This window comes from Moheibacter sp., assembly GCF_049672845.1.
Taxonomy (GTDB): Bacteria; Bacteroidota; Bacteroidia; order Flavobacteriales; family Weeksellaceae; genus Moheibacter.
Genome location: NZ_JBATWT010000025.1, coordinates 16749 through 36381 on the forward strand (window position 1 = coordinate 16749; position 19633 = coordinate 36381).

Annotated in this window: 15 protein-coding genes and 1 tRNA gene; 9 read left to right on the top strand and 7 right to left on the bottom strand. The window is 37.4% G+C overall.

Translation table 11 applies throughout. From position 1 onward, the window contains the following. Nucleotides 1–9: 9 nt before the first annotated feature. Nucleotides 10–1224, bottom strand: coding sequence for a hypothetical protein (locus WBF63_RS11940; RefSeq protein WP_424369955.1), 1215 nt, complete (start codon nt 1222–1224; stop codon nt 10–12). 152 nt (nt 1225–1376) lie between these two features. Here WBF63_RS11940 and WBF63_RS11945 point away from each other — a divergent pair, with 152 nt between their 5' ends. Beyond that, nucleotides 1377–1646: a hypothetical protein gene (locus WBF63_RS11945; protein ID WP_424369956.1), complete on the top strand. Its 270-nt coding sequence runs from the start codon at nt 1377–1379 to the stop codon at nt 1644–1646. 93 nt (nt 1647–1739) lie between these two features. Here the strand turns inward: WBF63_RS11945 and WBF63_RS11950 are convergent, their stop codons facing one another. Beyond that, complete coding sequence (locus WBF63_RS11950; RefSeq protein WP_424369957.1) at nt 1740–4058, bottom strand: GEVED domain-containing protein; 2319 nt, start codon at nt 4056–4058, stop codon at nt 1740–1742. Between the two features lie 351 nt (nt 4059–4409). On the opposite strand from WBF63_RS11950, the gene WBF63_RS11955 reads away from it, so the two are divergent. The 8 genes from WBF63_RS11955 to WBF63_RS11990 all read left to right on the top strand — a co-directional run bounded on the left by WBF63_RS11955 (nt 4410) and on the right by WBF63_RS11990 (nt 14515). Next, the gene (locus WBF63_RS11955) at nt 4410–5306 is read left to right on the top strand and encodes a hypothetical protein (RefSeq protein WP_424369958.1); all 897 of its coding nucleotides are present in this window, start codon (nt 4410–4412) and stop codon (nt 5304–5306) included. Next, nucleotides 5219–6064 (top strand): T9SS type A sorting domain-containing protein, encoded by an 846-nt coding sequence (locus WBF63_RS11960; RefSeq protein ID WP_424369959.1) that lies wholly within the window; start codon nt 5219–5221, stop codon nt 6062–6064. Before WBF63_RS11955 ends, WBF63_RS11960 begins: the two co-directional genes overlap by 88 nt. A gap of 19 nt (nt 6065–6083) precedes the next feature. Beyond that, nucleotides 6084–9464 (top strand): hypothetical protein, encoded by a 3381-nt coding sequence (locus tag WBF63_RS11965; RefSeq protein ID WP_424369960.1) that lies wholly within the window; start codon nt 6084–6086, stop codon nt 9462–9464. Nucleotides 9465–9473: 9 nt separating this feature from the next. Next, the gene (locus WBF63_RS11970; protein WP_424369961.1) at nt 9474–13013 is read left to right on the top strand and encodes a DUF6443 domain-containing protein; all 3540 of its coding nucleotides are present in this window, start codon (nt 9474–9476) and stop codon (nt 13011–13013) included. A gap of 11 nt (nt 13014–13024) precedes the next feature. Continuing rightward, the gene (locus tag WBF63_RS11975) at nt 13025–13537 is read left to right on the top strand and encodes a hypothetical protein (RefSeq protein WP_424369962.1); all 513 of its coding nucleotides are present in this window, start codon (nt 13025–13027) and stop codon (nt 13535–13537) included. Between the two features lie 260 nt (nt 13538–13797). Continuing rightward, nucleotides 13798–13944, top strand: coding sequence for a hypothetical protein (locus WBF63_RS11980; protein ID WP_424369963.1), 147 nt, complete (start codon nt 13798–13800; stop codon nt 13942–13944). Between the two features lie 8 nt (nt 13945–13952). Continuing rightward, nucleotides 13953–14219 carry a hypothetical protein gene (locus WBF63_RS11985; protein WP_424369964.1) on the top strand — a complete coding sequence of 89 codons (267 nt, stop codon included), beginning with the start codon at nt 13953–13955 and terminating at the stop codon, nt 14217–14219. Further along, nucleotides 14216–14515 (top strand): type II toxin-antitoxin system RelE/ParE family toxin, encoded by a 300-nt coding sequence (locus WBF63_RS11990; RefSeq protein ID WP_424369965.1) that lies wholly within the window; start codon nt 14216–14218, stop codon nt 14513–14515. The genes WBF63_RS11985 and WBF63_RS11990 overlap by 4 nt, the downstream gene beginning before the upstream one ends. Nucleotides 14516–14650: 135 nt before the next feature. Here WBF63_RS11990 and WBF63_RS11995 read toward each other — a convergent pair whose 3' ends face one another. From WBF63_RS11995 to WBF63_RS12015, 5 genes are all read right to left on the bottom strand, one after another. Continuing rightward, the gene (locus tag WBF63_RS11995) at nt 14651–16051 is read right to left on the bottom strand and encodes an exonuclease domain-containing protein (RefSeq protein ID WP_424369966.1); all 1401 of its coding nucleotides are present in this window, start codon (nt 16049–16051) and stop codon (nt 14651–14653) included. A gap of 382 nt (nt 16052–16433) precedes the next feature. Then, the gene (locus WBF63_RS12000; protein ID WP_424369967.1) at nt 16434–16637 is read right to left on the bottom strand and encodes a hypothetical protein; all 204 of its coding nucleotides are present in this window, start codon (nt 16635–16637) and stop codon (nt 16434–16436) included. 986 nt (nt 16638–17623) lie between these two features. Then, nucleotides 17624–17696: transfer RNA gene (locus tag WBF63_RS12005), tRNA-Met, on the bottom strand. Nucleotides 17697–17740: 44 nt separating this feature from the next. Beyond that, nucleotides 17741–18889, bottom strand: a complete 1149-nt coding sequence (locus WBF63_RS12010; protein WP_424369968.1) for an LOG family protein — start codon at nt 18887–18889, stop codon at nt 17741–17743. 133 nt (nt 18890–19022) lie between these two features. After that, nucleotides 19023–19619, bottom strand: coding sequence for a YdcF family protein (locus WBF63_RS12015; protein ID WP_424369969.1), 597 nt, complete (start codon nt 19617–19619; stop codon nt 19023–19025). Nucleotides 19620–19633: the final 14 nt, after the last annotated feature.

Sequence of the window (19633 nt, forward strand, 5' to 3'; positions counted from 1 at the left end):
AATACGAAATTATTTCCTGTTAATTAGCGCTTCAAAAATCACAAATCGTAAGTATTCAGTTGCTTCAATATCTTCATCTGCAAAAACATAAATTTTATCGAATAATTTGATTAAATCAATAATATTTTTTGTAGTTGAATTTGAAAGCTCATTGATAATTTTACTTTTATAATTTTGGATTGCATCATTTTTAGCATTTTCAATCTTTCTTCGAACCAAAAATTTTATTTGTTCAGGATTTTTTATTTTCTGAATTGTTTTGATGTCTTCATATAACTCATTATGTACATCTTCTACATTTTCAAAATCGAGAAGACTTTTAAGCGCATTCTCAGGTTTTTGATTGTGTTTAATTGTTAATATTTTAGATTTTATATCTTTAGGTTTAATAAATAACTCTGCATTATCATTCTTATCACTGTAAGATATAGAGCAAATACCGGAAAATTTTAGTGCCTCTCTTTTAATTTCGTCATTTGAAATTTCAATTAAATTTCTGACTTTTCCAATACCTGAAAGTTCTCTGGTTTCGTGAGTGTCAAAAAACATTCGAATATTAGATTCATTGTACTCACATAGTTTTAAAGAATATTCCATACCTGAATTTTTCATTTCACTAAATAAGGTAAGAAGAGCAATAACAACAGCAATTGAGTTATTATAATCAAAGTAATTATCAGTAGAAACTATTGCTCTTAGGTAATATTTTTCTTCAGGCTTGTAATATACAAGCCTGTACTTTCTGTCTTTGGCTTCTTTTTTTTGAAGTAGCTCCAGATTAATATCCAGAATATTTTGAAGTTCATTTTTAATCAATTTATCAGCATACCTATCCATACTGTAGAGATTACTGAAAAATTCTCGTTGAGATGAATATTTAGGAATTGCAATTATGGATTTTTCTCCAAAGTAATTTTCAGAATCTGAAATGTTATGAAAACCAAAAGAAAAAAAATCTCCATAATTGAACTTTATATCTTTTACATTGCTAATGAGATCTTTTTTAATATGAGTTTTGTTGATAGCTGACAAATGATTAACAAGTGTTTGAGAGCCTACAATTGGTATGAATTCTTTTTTATCAAAATCAATTTCTAATTTTTTTAATAATTCTTCTGAGGTGTTATCTGTAGACGATAGTAATTTATATAAATCTGAGATTAGAATTCCTTTGTCGGAATCTTTGATATCGCCTTTGCGAATAGATTTCTTTTTAGTATCCATTTAATTAATTTTTAGTAGAGTAATCCAAAAGTAATAAAATAACAATTGAATTACAATACTAATCGAATTGTTTATGAGAGCATTACGGGAAACCGTAAAGCCATTAAATTTTTAATCTTATTGTTATATTTGAACTTCCAGTCAAGAATATAATGAACAACCAAGTTTTCTACAATATCAGCAAGATCATCGAAAGGGACAGCAAGTCCACGACTTATAAGTTTGCGCTGTTGCGTGGTGTGATTGACATCATTCAGGAAAACTCTCCTTACATCAGAATTGAAGATAACAGGCTTTATATTCCTACCGGATTGTTGATTGAGAAATGGTTACTGTATTACTATCCCATCTTAGAATCGCAGACCATCATACCACAAATCAATGGCGAAGCCAATCTTGCTTTTGGCAATCAGTCTTTATGAATTACGCGGTGGTTTTTCCACATTCTACAATGACCTGAAAAGCAAAGGCATTCCCAATGAGATTCATGCAGATTTCATGGAACTGGCAAGGATTTAGATTTTTACAGCTTTAAAGGTAGTAGAAGAGCTTTCATTCGTTATTTTTAAAAGATATATTCCTTTTGGTAAATTATTAAGGTTCAAAGTTTTTTTATTAGTTCCTATGTCATTAGTTGAAATTTTGACACCCAAGGCATTATAGATCTCGATATATTTTATCTTTTCAGTAGCCTCAATAGTCAGATTATCACTAAATGGATTAGGATAGATCTTGATGTCGCTTTTATCCCAGTCATGCAAACCCAAGGTTGATACGTTTACAGTATAATCTTCAATTTGCCCGGCACCTGTCATAGAGCAGGGATTCTCTATTTCTGTGAGTGTATTTATTTTTTTGATTCTCAGCCGTGTTTGACCGGACTGGGCAGAAGCGGGAACGGAAATCTCTTCTGTAACAAATACCTGATCATCGCCATTGGAATTAACCAAAGGTTGAGAAAAAAGATAGGTTTCCTGGTCATCATCAAAATCACCGTCCTGGTTCCAATCAATAAATGCGATGATATAATTTTGATTGTCCCCATTTGTGTTGCCTTTAACCGTCAAATTATAGGATTCTCCGGCTTGGAGGTTGGAAACGGGAAGATTAAAAATTTCATGATCAGGAGAATCATTGATATTGGAAGAGGTTGAATTTTGAATTTCATTGAATCCAACAAAGCTAATGGGTTCTACGATGAAGTCAAATACGACGGGACCACAATAGGGTTCAAAATTATTATCACCTGTAGTAAAAGTAAATTCTTCACAATTTTGAGAAACTCCTGATTCGTTTACTGCCTCAACTCTCCAGTAATAGGTTTGATTAGCCTCCAATCCTTCTATCTGAACTGAAGTTGTATGTAAGTCAGTCAAATAAGGAGTGGTAGAATTTTGATTTGTACTAAGGTATAAATTATATGATAGGGTTTCCTGATCCGGGGCTTCCCATTGGAAATCTATATGTACAATATCCAAATCAGAAGAATTGTTAAGAGGTGAAACTAATGTAGGACAATCAGGAGCTGGTTCCGGTACTTCTATTTTAAACTTGTAAAAACCGTGATCTGCTGTATTATCTGATTCTTCGCCAAAAAAGTACAAATACCCATCGTGCTCAAATATGCGATTTATCATGGTAAAATGCGGAGCAGAAAAAAGAGGATAGGTGTTTTGCTGGGTACCATCTGAAATAAATATTGATCTACCATTTTCTTGGGTTGAGTTGTCTATTGCCACAAAGTAGAGAGAATTATAAAATTCTCGTCCATAATTAGTTGATGGTGACCAGAGGTTTTCACTTAATAATGTTTTTGTAAAGCCATCTGTTTTCCATATTTGACTATTACCGTCTATTGTAAGGCTTGAGTAAATTTGATTTTGATACAGCATATAATTACTATGCTCGGTCATGCCAGATCCCGGAAAGGTTCCTATAGTAGAAAGAACAGGCTGATCAATTCCATTTGAAAAATAAGTTCCATCTTCGTTTGGAATATAGACTAAATCATTTAGCAAAAAAGGTTCAGGAGAATTTCCATAAAAACCATTTCCTACATTAAATGTAAAATCAGGATTAAGTGTATCGGTTTCTAAATTTATAGATATATATTTTCCATAATTTGTAGGTTGTTTGCTGGTGTAGATCAAATTATTTCCAAGCCTGAGTACATGACTTTTTGAGGTGATGCCAAAAGTATTCGTGTCATAATACGTATGATCCAGTGTAATTAGTTCATTTTGGGTCAAATCATATTTATAGATATAAAAGTTGTGTCTATTATACGAGTATTTTGATGCAAAAAAATATATTCCGTCTTCGTAAAGAAAAAAAGCATCTGCATTATTCGCATTAAATTCTCCTACGGCTTGATTGGAGTTCATGTCAAAAATTGTGAATTTAGTCAGATTACTCGTGTCGTTCTGATAAATTAAATAATGATCAAGTAATGCTTTGAAATCGAAATTTGAAATAAATTCTTCAGGCAGGTAAGTATCTAAATTTATTTTATAAAAATAAGCTCCGTATTCAAAATAAACAGCATCTTCGAATTTATGAAAGTTGGAAAAATTTATCCAGTAGACATTTGAGGAACGATAAAAATTATTATTTACCGTAACCTCTCCTGTTAGGGTATTATAGGTTGCTATATAATTCTTCCATTGTCCATCCTCATATTTTTTAGCAGAACAAATTATTGTGCTGTCCTCTTCGACTAAAAAATGTGGAATGAGATATTCACTAAAACCTTCTGCAAGGATTTTTTCCGGCATTTGTGCAAATAAGGAATGAAAAATAAAAAATAACGAAAGAATGCTTAAGGATGTTTTCATGATTAATCTTAAAATTCTGCAAATTTAAGGAAATAGAAATGAACTGGCTCTAGCTTGCCTGGATACTTAGTCACAAATGATTCAATCAGTTGCATCATATAGTGGTTTCCGGGATAGCGTTTCAGGCTATCTTTAATATCTTCAAGAGAAGTTAATCTTTCTCGATGAATCCTTTGATTACATTCATTTTGAAAATCTTTTCATTTGCAGAAATCTATAAGTAATTATTTTGAATTTCTTCTCAGGAAAAAGCCCTAAATATTTACAGGAATAATCCCCTTTTTCAATGTGGTTTGAACCCTTAATTTGCAAATCCTTAAAACACATTATTAATTCTCTAAATTCCCCATTATGAAGGGTAAATACTTCGGTAAATGCTGGACTTTAGCATTTGCTTTTATCTCAACTCCTTTTTTAACAGCACAGGATATCCAATGGCAACAAGTGTTGGGTGGCGTCCACAGTGAATACCTTTATGATTTAAAGCCTACTCCCGATTATGGTTTTCTTTTGGCCGGAAGTTCTTTTTCGGCTGATTCAGGAAACAAATCAGAGAAAGGACAGGGTGACCTGGATTATTTCCTGTGGAAGATGGACGAATCCGGAAAGATGGAATGGCAGAAAACCTTTGGAGGTTCTGCAAGTGACTATCTCTACAGTGTGTCCTTGACTCGGGAAGGAGGTTTCATTTTGGGCGGAAGTTCAAATTCTCCCCGATCGGGAGATAAGTCAGAAGATGGTTTTGGAAACATGGATTTCTGGATTTTGAAACTCGATCCTACCGGTGAAGAAGAATGGCAAATTACATTGGGTGGAATTGGCAATGACCAATTGCAGAGTATTCAGCAGACACCGGATGGTGGTTTCATCATTGGAGGATGCTCTGATTCTTCTCCTATGTTGGATAAGACCGGAGAAATCATCGGAAATAAATCAGAAGCAAGCTATGGGAGTTTTGATTATTGGGTAGTGAAGCTTTCTGCTTCAGGTAGTATCGAATGGGAAAAGACTTTTGGCGGAATGTTTTCAGACCAGCTTAAAACATTACTAATTACAGACCCTTCGGCACCGCTCAGTGACCGTGGTTATTTGGTGGGTGGTACTTCAAACTCTCCGGTTTCAGGCAACAAAGCAGCCGATAACCTTGGGATAAATGATTATTGGATCATCAAGCTGATGAAAAGGGAAATGAAGTCTGGCAACGTACCTATGGAGGTGAGGGCGATGAGTCTCTTGCGCAAATATTAGAAACAGAGAACGGATATTTACTTGCAGGAAGTTCCAACTCCAAAACCTCTGAGAATAAAAAGTCTGGGAGTGTAAACGGAACTGATTTTTGGGTTTTGGAAATTGATAAAAACGGAGAGCCTATTTGGGATAGCACCTATGACACAGGGCAATGGGATATGCTGGTAAATGTGACAAAAGCTACACCCCTAAAGTCCCCTCAAGGGGACAATTCTCCCGAATATTTATTAGGTGGCTATGCTTCCACTGAGACCCTTGGAAAAAGAACCGACAACAAAGGCATCAATGATTTTGTAGCTATCAAAATAAACAATAGAGGTGAGATGTTGTGGAGCAAAACAATTGGCGGTAATGGCACCGACCAGCTCAAAGGTCTTACCCAAACAAGGGACGGCGGTTATATCCTTGCAGGAAACTCAGACTCTAAAAAGTCGGATGACAAGGACAAAGCAAGCATCGGAGGTAATGACTATTGGGTGGTAAAACTGGGAAATGAAAAGAAATCTGAAGAAGAACGCCAACTTGTGGAGGTTTATCCCAATCCTACTTATCAATATACTAACATCATCATCTCACAGGAATTCAAAGAAGCCGAAGTTCAAGTCTTCAACCTGAACGGGCAAAAACTACAAACTAAAAAGCTTCCTTATCGCTCGACTGCAGTAGATCTGCAGGGTTATCCGCCCGGTGTCTATATTTTCAAAATCAGTATTGATGGAAATACACAGGATGTGAAAGTGATTAAGAAAGGGAGTTAAATAAACAATTTATAGAATTATGAGAAATTTATTTGCATTAATATTAATGTTTCAATTTATTTTGCTGATAGCGCAAGCGCCCGGAAACACTTTTCAGCACGATATAACAGAAAAGTATTACCCGCAAACACCTTCTGAAAGATCATTTGAGAAGTTCACCAATATTCCTGAGGGTAATTATACCGGTGTGCACGGATTTTCTGTTCCGATTTTCACTATTCAGGGAAGTGATTTCAACTTTCCGATCAGCATTGATTATATTGGCGGAGGAATCAAAGTAGATGAAATTTCAAGTTTCGTAGGGCTTGGATGGAATCTAAATATAGGCGGTGTAAGTCTTTCTCAGGAAGTAAGAGGACTTCCGGATGATGATAATAGCTACGGAGGAATATCTTTGGATGATCCTTATAATTTTTTTCCTAATAGCACAGACTATCTTAAAGCATTGAACTTAGTCGGTTTCCCTTCCATGGTTAATGGCATTTGTTATATTCTTGCTCAAAATTCTGACTCAAAAAGTGAAATAAATCCAGACTATTTTTCTTATTCCTTATTAAATGACTCGGGAAAATTTATTCTGGATTCGGCAGGAAACATTCATACAATACCCAAAGATGATGTTACATTCATTGATAAATTAAATCTTATAGATAGTAAGGGAATAAAATATGAATTTGGTCGGTATAAAAGTAGTAATACAGTTTATCACGTTGACCAAACCAGTTTCTCATATTCTTACAAAATAAAGCGCATAATTCTTCCACAGGGAGATGAAATTATTTTTAATTATACCCCAAATAATTATTCTTACATAAGTAATTATGAATTTGTACAAGATGTTCAAACCCACAGCTCTAATGCCTCAACAGGCTATAAAGTCAAGGAAATGGAAAAGTTTCCATATCGTACAACAGCACAAGAAGACGTCATTTCGTCCATAGAGTATAAAAATACGTTGATCAAATTTGTGTATTCAACCACTGGTAGAGAGGATGTAAATGGCGGAGTTGTTCTTAGAAACATTGAAGTCAATCACAAAACACCATCAGGCGCATTGCAATTAAGAAAGAACTATCAATTAACAACTGATTATTTTAGAAGTAATTCAGGAAATGTTAGTTCATTGTTCTCCAACAGCCAATATCCCATTTCACAATATACCAATCGTTTAAGATTGAAATCAGTTGAAGAATTGCTCTCGGGAAGTAAATATTCTTTTACGTATTATGGTGAAAAAACCGCTACAGGAAATGGAAACAATATTGACCTTCCTCACAGGTTTTCTTATTCAGTTGACAATTGGGGCGTTTACAATGGCGAAATAAATAATTCTCCTATTGAATCATTTATCACTATTGCCCCCAACACAACGCCAATCAGATACGAAGTAAATTGGGGTGGCAAAAAAATGCCCAATATAGATTATGCTATAAATGGGAATCTGAAATCAGTACTATTACCCACAGGAGGTAAACAAGAGTTTGAATATGAATTAGATGAATATTATAATGAAAATGAGTATACTGTAGAAAACCATTTTTTTAAACGAGAGCATAATATTAGTGAGAGTTTTTGGTATAACAATGGTAATAATCCTTACCATTCTTCTAATTGGATCTCCTTTGCTCCATTGGAAGTGCCTGATAGCTTGGGGTATGACTTCCGTGATGGCTTTGATTACAGAATTAAGTTTATAATTAACCCTGCGCCTTTGCCTCAACTTAATCCGGATGAACTACCTCAGTCTGAGTACTATACGTTTCGTATTGTAGATGATGCTACAGGTATTCCTATAGATCCTCAAAATTTTGTCTACACGAACGATACTAGAAAATTTCCACCACTTAATCCTGATAAGAATTACAGAATTGAAATTAAATACGTGCAGCATAATACTCCAATTTATGAACAAGCACACATAAGTGTCTCTTTCAAATTAACATGGGCTCAGAATAATCCTAAATCCTTTAAGAACAAAAATGCGGGAAGCTTACGTACAAAATCTATTTCTTTATTTGAAAATGAGACAGATACAATACCTCAACTTAAAAAAGAATATAACTACATAAATTTTCAGGACTCTACAGGATTGACCTCAGGTGGTGTCTATATGGGCAGAGGACTTCCTTCATTTGTGATGTCTAACAAGCCTTGTATAGTACAAGATGAGGGGCAAGGTTTTCCTGATTATTGTAAGTTTAAAACGTATTTCAGAGCCCCGAATCATCTGAATCTAAATTCCGTTTACGGTAAGTCCGTCTTTTATGAGAATACAAGGGAAATAATTGAAGATACCAAGGAAGCGACAAATAACTATTCTGTTGAGTATGAATTTAGTGTTCCTATAGCATTGGGCATGGGAGAAGAAGCTAATGATAAACCTATTATTTACCGACCCCACACTGAATTTACCGGAGGACAATTGATTAAAAAAAGGTTTTTTAATAGTCAGAACGATTTGGTAAAAGATATTGAGAATATTTATTATGCCCTTGATTATCATTTCATTTCCGAATCATCGGATTATAATCCAGCTTATAATTATGCATTAGCTTTTGGTTTGACAACCTCAATTACTAATATAGATTTATGTATGGATGGTCAACCTCGATATTATTTTGGTTATGATGAAGGTGATTATTATAACTATTATTTTATCCCTAGTGCTTGGGTAAAACTTGAACAGACTATCGACAGAGATTACGAAAACGGCCTTTTAAAAATGACCAATTTTACCCACTATGAATACGACAATACTTACTCCCATTTGAATCCTGTCAGGGTAAAAACGTTAAATTCATTAGGTCAGGAAATCAAAACAGAGTATAAATACAATCATCCCTATAAAAAAGATGAGCCCACTGAGGTTATTAGTTTTGAAGATGGTAATCCAATTTCTGTTCAAAAAACTACCTTTAATTCAGCAAATTTGCCACAATATGTATTTGCTAAAAGAGGAGCAACAACTTTGGATGACACACCCCCATCTGACGACCTCAAAATCACTTACAACAGGTACGACCCCAACGGTAATCTTCAACAATACACTTTAGCCGACGGAACGCCTGTATCCATCATCTGGGGATATAATGGGCAATACCCTATTGCAAAAGTAGAAGGAATTGCCTATACCACGATTGCGTCTGAAGCAGAGGATTTAGCAGATTTGAGTGATGGTGGTACGTTAATAGAAAGTTCATTTGAGAATCTACTAAATACCTCCGGAGCACTCGTAACCTGCTACATTTATGAACCACTAGTAGGGGTAAAAATGATTATCCATCCCAACGGACAGAAAGAAATCTATCATTATGATGAAGCCGGACGTCTGAAGTTTATCAAAGACCATGACGGAAATGTACTCAAAGAACTTGAATATCATTATTTCAACCAACCTTAATTTTTGACCATGAGACTATATACTTTAATCACTATATTTTCTTTGGCCAGCCTTTTGGTTTTTGGCCAATCGTCGGGTGAGAATTACATTAAATCCACGGAATACTTAACCGATGACGGTGATGAGAAAATCATTACCATTCAATATTTCGATGGTTTGGGACGTACAAAACAATTAAAACAGATCGGCGCTTCACCCAACCCGAGCGGAGCCCCGGGCGATCTTGTCATCCATTTTGAGTATGATGGCTTCGGCAGACAGGTAAAAGACCATCTGCCGGTTCCCGTAGCATCCACCACACAAGAAATAACCACCGATGTCCTGTCAAAGTACACTACATTCTATGCCACACAGTATGGAACGAATGCTTATTTCTCTGAAAAAACCATTGAGAACTCACCACTGAACCGTGTGATGTCACAGGCAGCTCCCGGAAATCACTGGTCAAAGGGTTCGGGACATGAGATAGAATTTGAATACAAAACCAATGGTTTGAATGAAGTAAAACGATTTAAAGTCAGTCTTTCAGGCAACAATGATCCAACACTTATACCGGATGGGCATTATGAGATTAACCAACTTTATAAAACCATTACCATAGACGAGAACGGAAACAAAATCCATGAGTTCAAAGACAAACAAGGAAGAGTTGTTTTAAAGAGAAGCTTTGTAGCCAATGGTATGACCGCAGGTAAAAGCATTGATCCTGATGCGGAACTTTTGGTGGTAGCAGATACCTACTATGTCTATGATATTTATGGTAATTTAACGTATGTGATACCACCACTTGCTTCAGCCAAAACCAATCCCAACGACGTCTTGGCTGAACTATGTTATCAGTATAAATACGATGAGCGCAACCGGCTTGTAGAAAAACAACTGCCGGGAAAAGGAGCTGAATACATGGTTTATGACAAACAAGACAGGCTGGTTGCTACGCAGGATGCCAATATGAGGGTTGGAAGCGCCAGATGGCTCTTTACCAAATACGACAAATTCGGGAGAGTGGTGTATACCGGGATAGTGGAGAACTATTCCGACCGTGCCTCGCTTCAGCAGGCCGTAAACGGAATGGGCAACAACAGTGAAGACCGCATGACAAGTTCGCAGTTTACTCTGAACGGACAGCAGGTACACTATACCCGGAACAAAGCCTTTCCGGTCAACAACGAAGGAAGTGAGCTTTTTAGCGTAAATTACTATGATTACTATGGCACCATCAATATGAACGGAGCCCCTACACCTGATGCACCTTACAGGACGGGAACCCAGGTAGCCGATGCGGATAACAGCGTGAAAGCGCTTCCCGTAGCATCATCGCTGCGCATCATCGGAACCTCCGACTGGGAGCATACCTATACGTACTACGATTTAAAATCAAGACCGGCTAAAACCTACAAGAAAAACCATTTGGGAGGCTTTACCCAAATAACCAGCACACTCGACTTCCGCGGCAAACCCTTGGAAACGGAAACCATTCACAAAAGAACCCCCACCGGAGTTGAAGTTAAAACCAAAGATTATTTTACCTATGATAATATGGAGAGGCTGACACTGCATAAACAGTCATTGGGTAATTCCACGGTTAGAAATCTGATAGCTGAAAACCGATACAACAGGCTGGGGCAGTTGATCACAAAAAATGTGGGAGGTTCTCATACGGGACTTGCCGACCGCTGGCAGGAAATCAATTATACCTACAACATCCGTGGCTGGCTGACCAACATAAATAATGTTTCGGATATAGCAGCCGGAGAAGGCGCTACCCCTCCCACAACCAATGATGATCTTTTTGCTTTCCAAATCCGATATCAGAATCCCATTGCAGGAGCCGATCCACTGTACAATGGAAACATATCCCAAACTTTTTGGAAAACGGCTTCAGACAATATCCAAAGAGGATACAGTTATACCTACGACCAGTTGAACCGATTGAGAAGGGCGGACTTTTACAAACAAGGGAATGCCAATATCACGGCTTATGGCGAATACATCTCCTATGACCTCAATGGAAACATTACCAACCTTGTCCGAAACACCGGAGATGCCAGCGACAATGAAATCGCAATGGATGACCTTGGCTATGCGTATGAGAACGGTACAGGAAACTCCAACCAGCTTCGGAATGTAAAGGATTTTGTTACAGTGGGCATGAGTCAGGGATTCTATGACGGAAACATTGCGCCCGGTGTGGATGATTATGAATACGATGAAAATGGTAATATGACCGTTGACCGAAACAAAGGAATCACCAGTATAACTTATAATCATCTGAATCTTCCGACAGAGATTTATTGGGAAGCATCAAAAAAAATCCAGTACCTTTATAACGCTGCAGGACAAAAATTAAAGAAAACGGTGATAGACGCCAATACCATAAAAAATGTAGATTATCTGGATGGCTTCCAATATGCTGGAGGGGTTTTACAATTTTTCCCGCATGCAGAAGGCTACATAAAAGCTACTCCTCAATCCAATACGCCAAATGGTGAACCTACGTCCTATACATACAATTATGCTTTTAATTATACAGATCACTTAGGTAATGTGAGGGTGTCTTATTCTAAAGATCCCGCCACCAACCAGCTGAAGATTTTGGAAGAGAATCACTATTATCCTTTTGGACTGAAACACTCTTCTTACGATACAGGCAGCAAAAGAGATTTTATGAAAGGGATTGACCCGGGTGAGCCACCTGTGAGGATTGAAAATGTGTTGGAAACGGAGTATCAATATAAGTACAACGGCAAAGAGCTTCAAGACGAGTTGGGGTTTGGATTATACGACTATGGATGGAGAGATTATGATCCAGCTATAGGTAAATGGATTAGCCCTGACCCATTAAGCGAAGAATACCCGAGTTGGTCTCCATATAATTACGCATTAAACAATCCAATATTTTTCCTTGATCCTAACGGTTTATGGGTAGATGACTTTATTTTTGATGAAAAAGGAGATTTTGTTAGGATTGAGGAAAACGACCAACCAGATAGGTTAGTTATTGAGAACTCTAAAACAGGGGCAAGGCAAAATTATAGTTTTGCAGATCCTGAAGAAGATACACAGCAAATACGAGATGGAATTATTACAAAGATCGTATTTGTAAGCGAATCAGAAATTAAAGATATATTATCTCAGCAAGGAGCATTTAATCCTGAAAATAAAGATAGTTGGAGTCATTTATATAAAGAAAGCAAAGGAGGGAAAGATTATGATTATTCTTACTCTGTAATTCCTAAGAAATTTTCAGAACAAGGAGCAAGTTCAAGCCCATTAAATAAACCTTCTCCAATGTTATTTTTGCCAGAAGGCGACTATATGGCTCATAATCATATGAATTTTGGGAACTTTTTATGGGGAGCAACAGGGTTCACATTAGGGTTTAGCTATTCGACATTACAAATTGGCGCGCAAGCTAATAGCCTGCTTAATTCAGATTCAAATGGCTATAGTCCCCAGTTAGATACAAAAGATGATCAAAGATCTATAATAAAAGGAGCATACTATGCGGATAAAAATGGTTTTAGACAAGATTCTCAAAAAAACTAAAGTATTTAAAAATGATTAAAATAACATCAATATTAGTACAGATCTTGCTTTTTTTATCCTGTTCTCAAGGAGAAAAAGTAAATAAAAATGAAATAGATTCTTTCATTGAAAAATATAATTTAACTGATTTTTCTGAATTCAAAGATTCATTTGTAGCTATTCGTCAAAAAAATAGAAATGAAGTAACTTATTTAGTACAAAAATCAGAGGGTAATCTTCCTGTTTACTTTGTAACATATAATTTGTATAAGCAAGACATTACAGAGATAAATAGAGAATTATTGCAAGAAATGGATGTGGCTGATTATTATACTGATTCTCAAATAAAGCATCTTATAGATATATTTAGAAAATATGATTTTGCACTTTTGCATGTAGATCGTAATAATAATGTATTTATTAACCCTAATAAAATTAATAGTCCACCTACATTGTTGAGGTTAAATGTTAAAACCAATGAAGAATTTATAAAAAAGGGATATGTATATATACTTTATAAAGAGAATTGGTATTTAAGAAAATAATACGAGGTGTCTAAACTACCTCCCCCCGCTGCCGATTGCATCGTGTGGCTTCAAACCACCGGAGATGCCAGCGACAATGAAATCGCAATGGATGACCTTGGCTATGCGTATGAGAACGGCACAGGGAACTCCAACCAGCTTCGGAACGTAAAGGATAAAAGGGGTTCAAAGGGTCTCCCTTGCAAGTGGGCAAATTAGACCGGTAACGGGGTAATGTGCCTAAGGAGATAAAAATGCAGCAAGCGTAAAAGTAAAGAAAAGTGAGAGACGGAAACACACAAAAAGTAGTGGATTACTTAGACGGCTTTCAAACCGAGGAACGAGGTTCGCGAATGTCCGTAAAAATAAAAAGTATTGTGAACAATTGGACAACTTCCATCCGTTGGGATAATAAACAAAAAGATTAATAATCAGTATGAAAAACAATTTTGTAACTTTGACTCAATCAAACATTTTAGAAATTATGGACGTACAAGCAGACATAAAATGGATACAAAATGAATTAAACAAAGTCAATGATCCGGATTTGATAGAAGCATTTAAACGATTGTTACAGTTCAGAAAAAAAACAGAGACTGTTACTTTAGAACACTACAATCAGGAAATAAAGGAAGCTGAAAACCGAATAGAACAAGGGTCCTTTTTAACCCAAGAACAGGTCGAAAAACGTTTAAGAGGATGATGAAAAAACAAGTTGTATGGGATGAATTGGCTGTTTTACAATTAGAAAATCAATTGGATTACATCAAAGCGGAGTCCGTTATACAAGCAGAAAAAGTTAGAGAAAGCGTATTAGATAAAACAGGTGAATTATCAACTTTCTACGAAAGACATCCAAAAGATAAATACAAAACGGAAAACGACGGAACCTATCGTGCGTTTGAAATCTACCATTACCGAATCTCTTACCGAATTACCCCAAATCAAATCCGGATTGTTCGTTTTAGAAGTACGTATCAGAATCCGAAAGAATATTAATCCCACCCCCATCCGCACAGTAAAAAGGTTTTCTTTCAGGAGTTAAAAGGGTCTCCCTTGCCAGCAATAAGTCTAGTTCCTAGGCAGCTAGCTAAAAAAATAATAAGTGTAAAACCTAAAGAAAATAGCTCATTATCATAAGCAATTAACCCCTACCGAATCAACTTCCTTGAGTTTCCCCGGATACTTTTTGACAAAAGAATCAATCAGTTGCATCATGTAGTGGTTTCCGGGATAGCGTACCAAGCTATCTTTAATATCTTCAAGAGAAGTTAAATCGGAGTCTTTTTCTATGTATCCCATGGCATAGAATTCCCCTTTCTCGATCCAGATGCAGCTTTGTTCATCTTTATTTCGGCCCTTGTCGATGATGACATAAGATGGCCTAGCTTTCTGAAGTTGCTCCAAAGCATTCTCTATTTTTTGATTGTGTTCCAGCACATCGGGGAGCGGGATGGGCTCAGAAAATGATTTTCCGAATTCATTGGTTTGTTGCCCGAAATAGCAGAGTCTGATGTCGAGCTGATGTTCTTCAATGAGATTCAGTAAGAAATTGATTCCTTCATGTAACTGATGAAAGACCCGGATGCAGGGTTGATTTTTATTGAGTTTCCCGACAGCCAGACGTGTATATCCGGCGATGTCTTTGTAATGAAATAATCCGAATTTAGGTTCAAATTTTTTCAGTGCCCGGTTATAAGGCGGCCAAAGTCGTTTGATTTCTACACATTCAAGCAGGAGTGCCATGAGTTCCGTAGCGCAGATTTCAAAAGAAATATTGTAGATGTTTTTCAGGAAGTTTTGTCGTTGCGGGTTTGGATTATGACCGGTAAAATGTGATGTCACACGTTTTTTGATATTAACGGCTTTGCCGACATAGATTACTTTTCCTGATTTGTCCCGGAAATAATATACGCCGGGTGAATCGGGCAGGTTTTCAAAGTCTGATTTGGGGAGGTTGGGTGGTAGTTGTTGTTCTTTTGAGTTGCGTTTGAGCATTTCGGGTATGATTCCGTTTTCGTCCCATTGAAGCAATCTCGAAAAAAGGATGGTCGTGGCCTCGGCATCGCCTCCGGCGCGGTGTCGGTTTTCAAGCGGGATTTCCAGATTCCGACATAGGTTTCCGAGGCTATAGGAATTAAATCCGGGTCTGATTTTCCGGCTCATGCGTACTGTGCAGAGCTTTGGTACCGAAAATTTATATCCTTCTGCATCGAGCTGATGTTTGACAAAGGAATAATCAAAATTGACATTGTGTGCGACGAAAACACGTCCATCCAGCATGGAAAAAACCTGTGCTGCGATATCGCCAAAGATGGGAGCATGGGCTACCATTTCATTGTTGATACCGGTCAGTGCAAAGATGGGCAGCGGAATTTCTTTTTCGGGATTGACCAAGGTTTCAAATCGGTCGATGATTTCTGTTCCATTGTGGATGATAATGGCAATCTCTGTGATGCGGCTTCCGGCTGCATTCCCGCCTGTGGTTTCAATGTCCACAATGGCGTATTCGATATTTTTATTGTTTTTATTCACTTGGGATTTAATTTAAACGGCCTTCCTTCGGTCTTATTATTTGGCTTCATGATTTATTTCATCTTGAATCTGGGCGAATTTGAGCCAGACAATATACCACGTGAAACCATCAGAAGTCAGAAGTCAGAGGTTAGAAGTCAGAGGTTAGAAGGGAGAAGTTAGAAAGGAGAAGTTAGAAGTAGACATGGTTTTGGATTACTGACATGGTTCTGGATATCTCACCTAGTGAAGGATTTCTTAGGCGAATTGTCATTTGTGAAAAATGGTCGAGGTTGCAAGGTTGTGTAAAAGAATGACTTAAGGGTTGACCTGATTAAAAATCGAACGGGTTGGATTTGGGTGAAAGAAATCTGGAAGGAGCTTTTCAGAATGCCGCAATTTGTTATCCTACTATTAGGTGCTCAAACTCTTCATAAGGAATCCCTGTGTATTTAGAGAAGTCCGCAATGGTCAGGAATTCTTTGTCTGCTTTGTTGAATTCCTCTTTGATTTTCTGCGCGAGTCTGGCACTTTGTCGGTAACTTTTGCCGGTAATTAGTTGAATGTCCTTGGGATAAATGCAAATTCTTTTCATTGCCGGTTTCATTCTATCCTAATTTTATTCAAATTCTTACACATTCTCCGGGGGGTGTGGCCCCCGGTGTAAAGTTTTCAGTACTAATTTAGGGAAATTTGTTGGGTGTGGGGTGTGGGGTGTAGGGTGTGGGGTGTTTGTGGTTCGATACTTCGACTTCCCACCACGGCGGGCACGGCGCTCAGTATAGGCTAAGGCTCAGGGGACGAGAGTTTGAGTGGTGGGGTGGATGAGAACATAGAAAATAGATGTTGGATGTAGGGTGTAGGATGTGGGGTGTTTGTGGTTCGGCAGGCTCAGGATGACGAGAGTTTGAGTGTTTGAGTGGTGGGGTGGATGCGTGAAGATGGATACTGGGGGTTGAGAAATGCGGAATGCGAAGTTCGAAACTCGAAACTCGAAGTTTGTTTGGATGAACTTCTTCGAAGTTCTTTTTTGTCGGGTTGCTTTACCCCCAGGCTGCGCTAATGCTTGCCAGGGGTTATGTAGGTTTAACTCCTTCGGAGTTGGAGTGTCAGACTCCTAAATTGTTATTGACATAACTATTAGACTCCGGAGGAGTCCTATTTGCATAACCCCGGACGAAGTCCGGGGAAGAGGATCCCAAGCCTTTACAACTCCGGAGTAGTTGAATAGATCTATCGGAGCAAAAGGATGGGTTCTGAAGGATTTCAGAGTTTTGTGGGGACCACAATTTTGTTGAGAATAGTTTTTACAAAAAGCATTTTAAGTTATTGCTTTTTGCAAAAAGCAATTTAGCTATTTTTTCTTGTCATTCCTCTATGTAACAAAGTTCGTAGTAGGAGCAAGATTTGCAAATTTTAGCATTCAAAACAGGTGGGCAAACCTCAGATTTTTATAAGTTTTGGATCTTTATAACTAAATCTTTAAGATGAGAAGATACATTGTAAAAACAGGATATAATAAACTACCGTACAGAAATCGTACAAATAAAAAAGCGCAACTACTAATTTATAGTGAGTTACGCTTTGCTTTTGTAGCGGGAACAGGACTCGAACCTGTGACCTTCGGGTTATGAGCCCGACGAGCTACCTACTGCTCCATCCCGCGATTTGGACTGCAAAGATATAACAATTATTTTAATTGCACAATAATTATACCTTAATTGGTGGATGTTTTTCAATAAAATCCACTACAAGCTCTGAGTCATCGGTTAAATAAAGCAAATCTTTGTAGGGCATTCCTATGGCTAACTGATGTAAAACCGAATACAAGGCAGTGTCTTCAATGTATCTTTTCTTTCCCAAAAATATCATTGGACTATAATAACCAAAGGTTCCATAATGGTTTTGTGCCGCCTCCTGAAAGATTTCCTGGGTGGTTCCGGCGCTGCCCGGCGCATAGACAATTCCGTAAAGACAAATGGCCAGCAAAGTATCTTCGCGAATGCTGTTTGAAAAGTATTTGGCAATGTGTGAAGCAAAAAGATTGGAAGGTTCGTGTCCGTAAAACCAGGTTGGGATGGCGAGACTTTCGGTTCCCTCCGGATATTTTTCCAAAACTTTTTTGGCTTGCGTGAAATAATTTATGGCGAAATAATCACGTAAATCGTCTCCATCAAACTGCAAGTCGGATAGGATTTGAATTGCATCTTTCAATTCATCATCGGAATAATTTCCGAAATATGCACCCAGATTGGCAGCTTCCATGATGCCCGGGCCACCGCCCGTTGAAATGAAATAGCCCTTTTCTGTCAATCTCTTGGCCGAAAAAGCGACTTTTACGTAGTATTCCGAACCTCGTTGGGTAGCATGTCCGCCCATAAATCCGACTATCTTTTTTTCGGTCATCCCGATTTCATCATAAGCAATGATATTTCGCAAGGCGACATCAATGGCATAATCATGAATTCGCTGTGCCATGGCTTCGTCCATCGGCGGATTGTATTTACTGCGCACGAAATGATTGTAAATCTTCAGATCAGAAGTGTCGTGAATAGTATCGGTTTTGGAATCCATCAGTTCCTGCCAAGTATAAAGCGAACTTCGGTGAGGATTATAAGGTAGTTTGCTGAATTTCGGATAAACAATGGCGCCATTGCTGATCAGGTGCACGGCATCTCCTTTTTTGAATTCGCATCCCAGAAAGGTAGCTCCTTTGATTTTCAGGTTTTGCCAGTCAATATCTTCATGGATGAAATCCAGATTTTGAATGACTTTTCCTTTTAAATTTTGGGTATGGGAAAGGATTTCGTTCCATTCTTGTTGGGTACGGATTAAATTGGTGAATTTTTTCAACGACATAGGTCAAATCTTTTGGGCAAGTTAAAGTTTAATTCGAAAAATTAAAAATGAGTATTTCGAAAATTAGGACATGAAATCAGGATTAAATTTTTCTCCCGCAGATGACGCAGATGACGCAGAAATTCGCAGAAATTTATAAACTAAATAATTGTTTTAAATGGAAGGCAATTAGGAAAAAAGCTTCGCGCAGCGCAAATCCGGCTTTTTTAGGAAAAGATTGATATCGGGAAGTAGAGGTAGGAGAAGAAAATGCTTCGATCTGATGTTTTTCTGCTATTTTCATCGCTCTTTTCATGTGAAGTGGATCGCTTACCAACAATACTTTTTTGAAATTTTCTTTTTCCAGAATGGGTTTGGAAAATAATAGATTTTCATCGGTAATCCTTGATTGGTTTTCAAAGAAAATTCGATCTTCAGGAATTCCATTTTCCATCGCATATTTCTTTGCAACCTCGGCTTCGGAATATTTTTGTCCTTCGCCTTTTCCGCCTGTAAAAATCAGATAATCAACGTGATTATTTTGGTGAAGCCAGATGCCGTGACGGATTCTTTCTCTGAAAACAGGCGAAGGTTCATCTCCCCAAACCGCCGTCCCAAGCACAATCGCCGCATCTGCTTTTTGCGTTTGATCGGTTTTGGAATAGGAATAAATCAAAATTGCCGTTAATAAATAATATCCCAAAATCAGTAGAAAGCTGTAAACCAATAATTTTTTGAAAGATAGTTTCATAATTTCTCAAGGAG

Coding starts and splice junctions, on each gene's coding strand:
- WBF63_RS11940 (WP_424369955.1), bottom strand. CDS start 1,224: ATGGATACTAAAAAGAAATCTATTCGCAAAGGCGATATCAAAGATTCC.
- WBF63_RS11945 (WP_424369956.1), top strand. CDS start 1,377: ATGAACAACCAAGTTTTCTACAATATCAGCAAGATCATCGAAAGGGAC.
- WBF63_RS11950 (WP_424369957.1), bottom strand. CDS start 4,058: ATGAAAACATCCTTAAGCATTCTTTCGTTATTTTTTATTTTTCATTCC.
- WBF63_RS11955 (WP_424369958.1), top strand. CDS start 4,410: ATGAAGGGTAAATACTTCGGTAAATGCTGGACTTTAGCATTTGCTTTT.
- WBF63_RS11965 (WP_424369960.1), top strand. CDS start 6,084: ATGAGAAATTTATTTGCATTAATATTAATGTTTCAATTTATTTTGCTG.
- WBF63_RS11970 (WP_424369961.1), top strand. CDS start 9,474: ATGAGACTATATACTTTAATCACTATATTTTCTTTGGCCAGCCTTTTG.
- WBF63_RS11975 (WP_424369962.1), top strand. CDS start 13,025: ATGATTAAAATAACATCAATATTAGTACAGATCTTGCTTTTTTTATCC.
- WBF63_RS11985 (WP_424369964.1), top strand. CDS start 13,953: ATGAAAAACAATTTTGTAACTTTGACTCAATCAAACATTTTAGAAATT.
- WBF63_RS11990 (WP_424369965.1), top strand. CDS start 14,216: ATGATGAAAAAACAAGTTGTATGGGATGAATTGGCTGTTTTACAATTA.
- WBF63_RS12000 (WP_424369967.1), bottom strand. CDS start 16,637: ATGAAACCGGCAATGAAAAGAATTTGCATTTATCCCAAGGACATTCAA.
- WBF63_RS12010 (WP_424369968.1), bottom strand. CDS start 18,889: ATGTCGTTGAAAAAATTCACCAATTTAATCCGTACCCAACAAGAATGG.
- WBF63_RS12015 (WP_424369969.1), bottom strand. CDS start 19,619: ATGAAACTATCTTTCAAAAAATTATTGGTTTACAGCTTTCTACTGATT.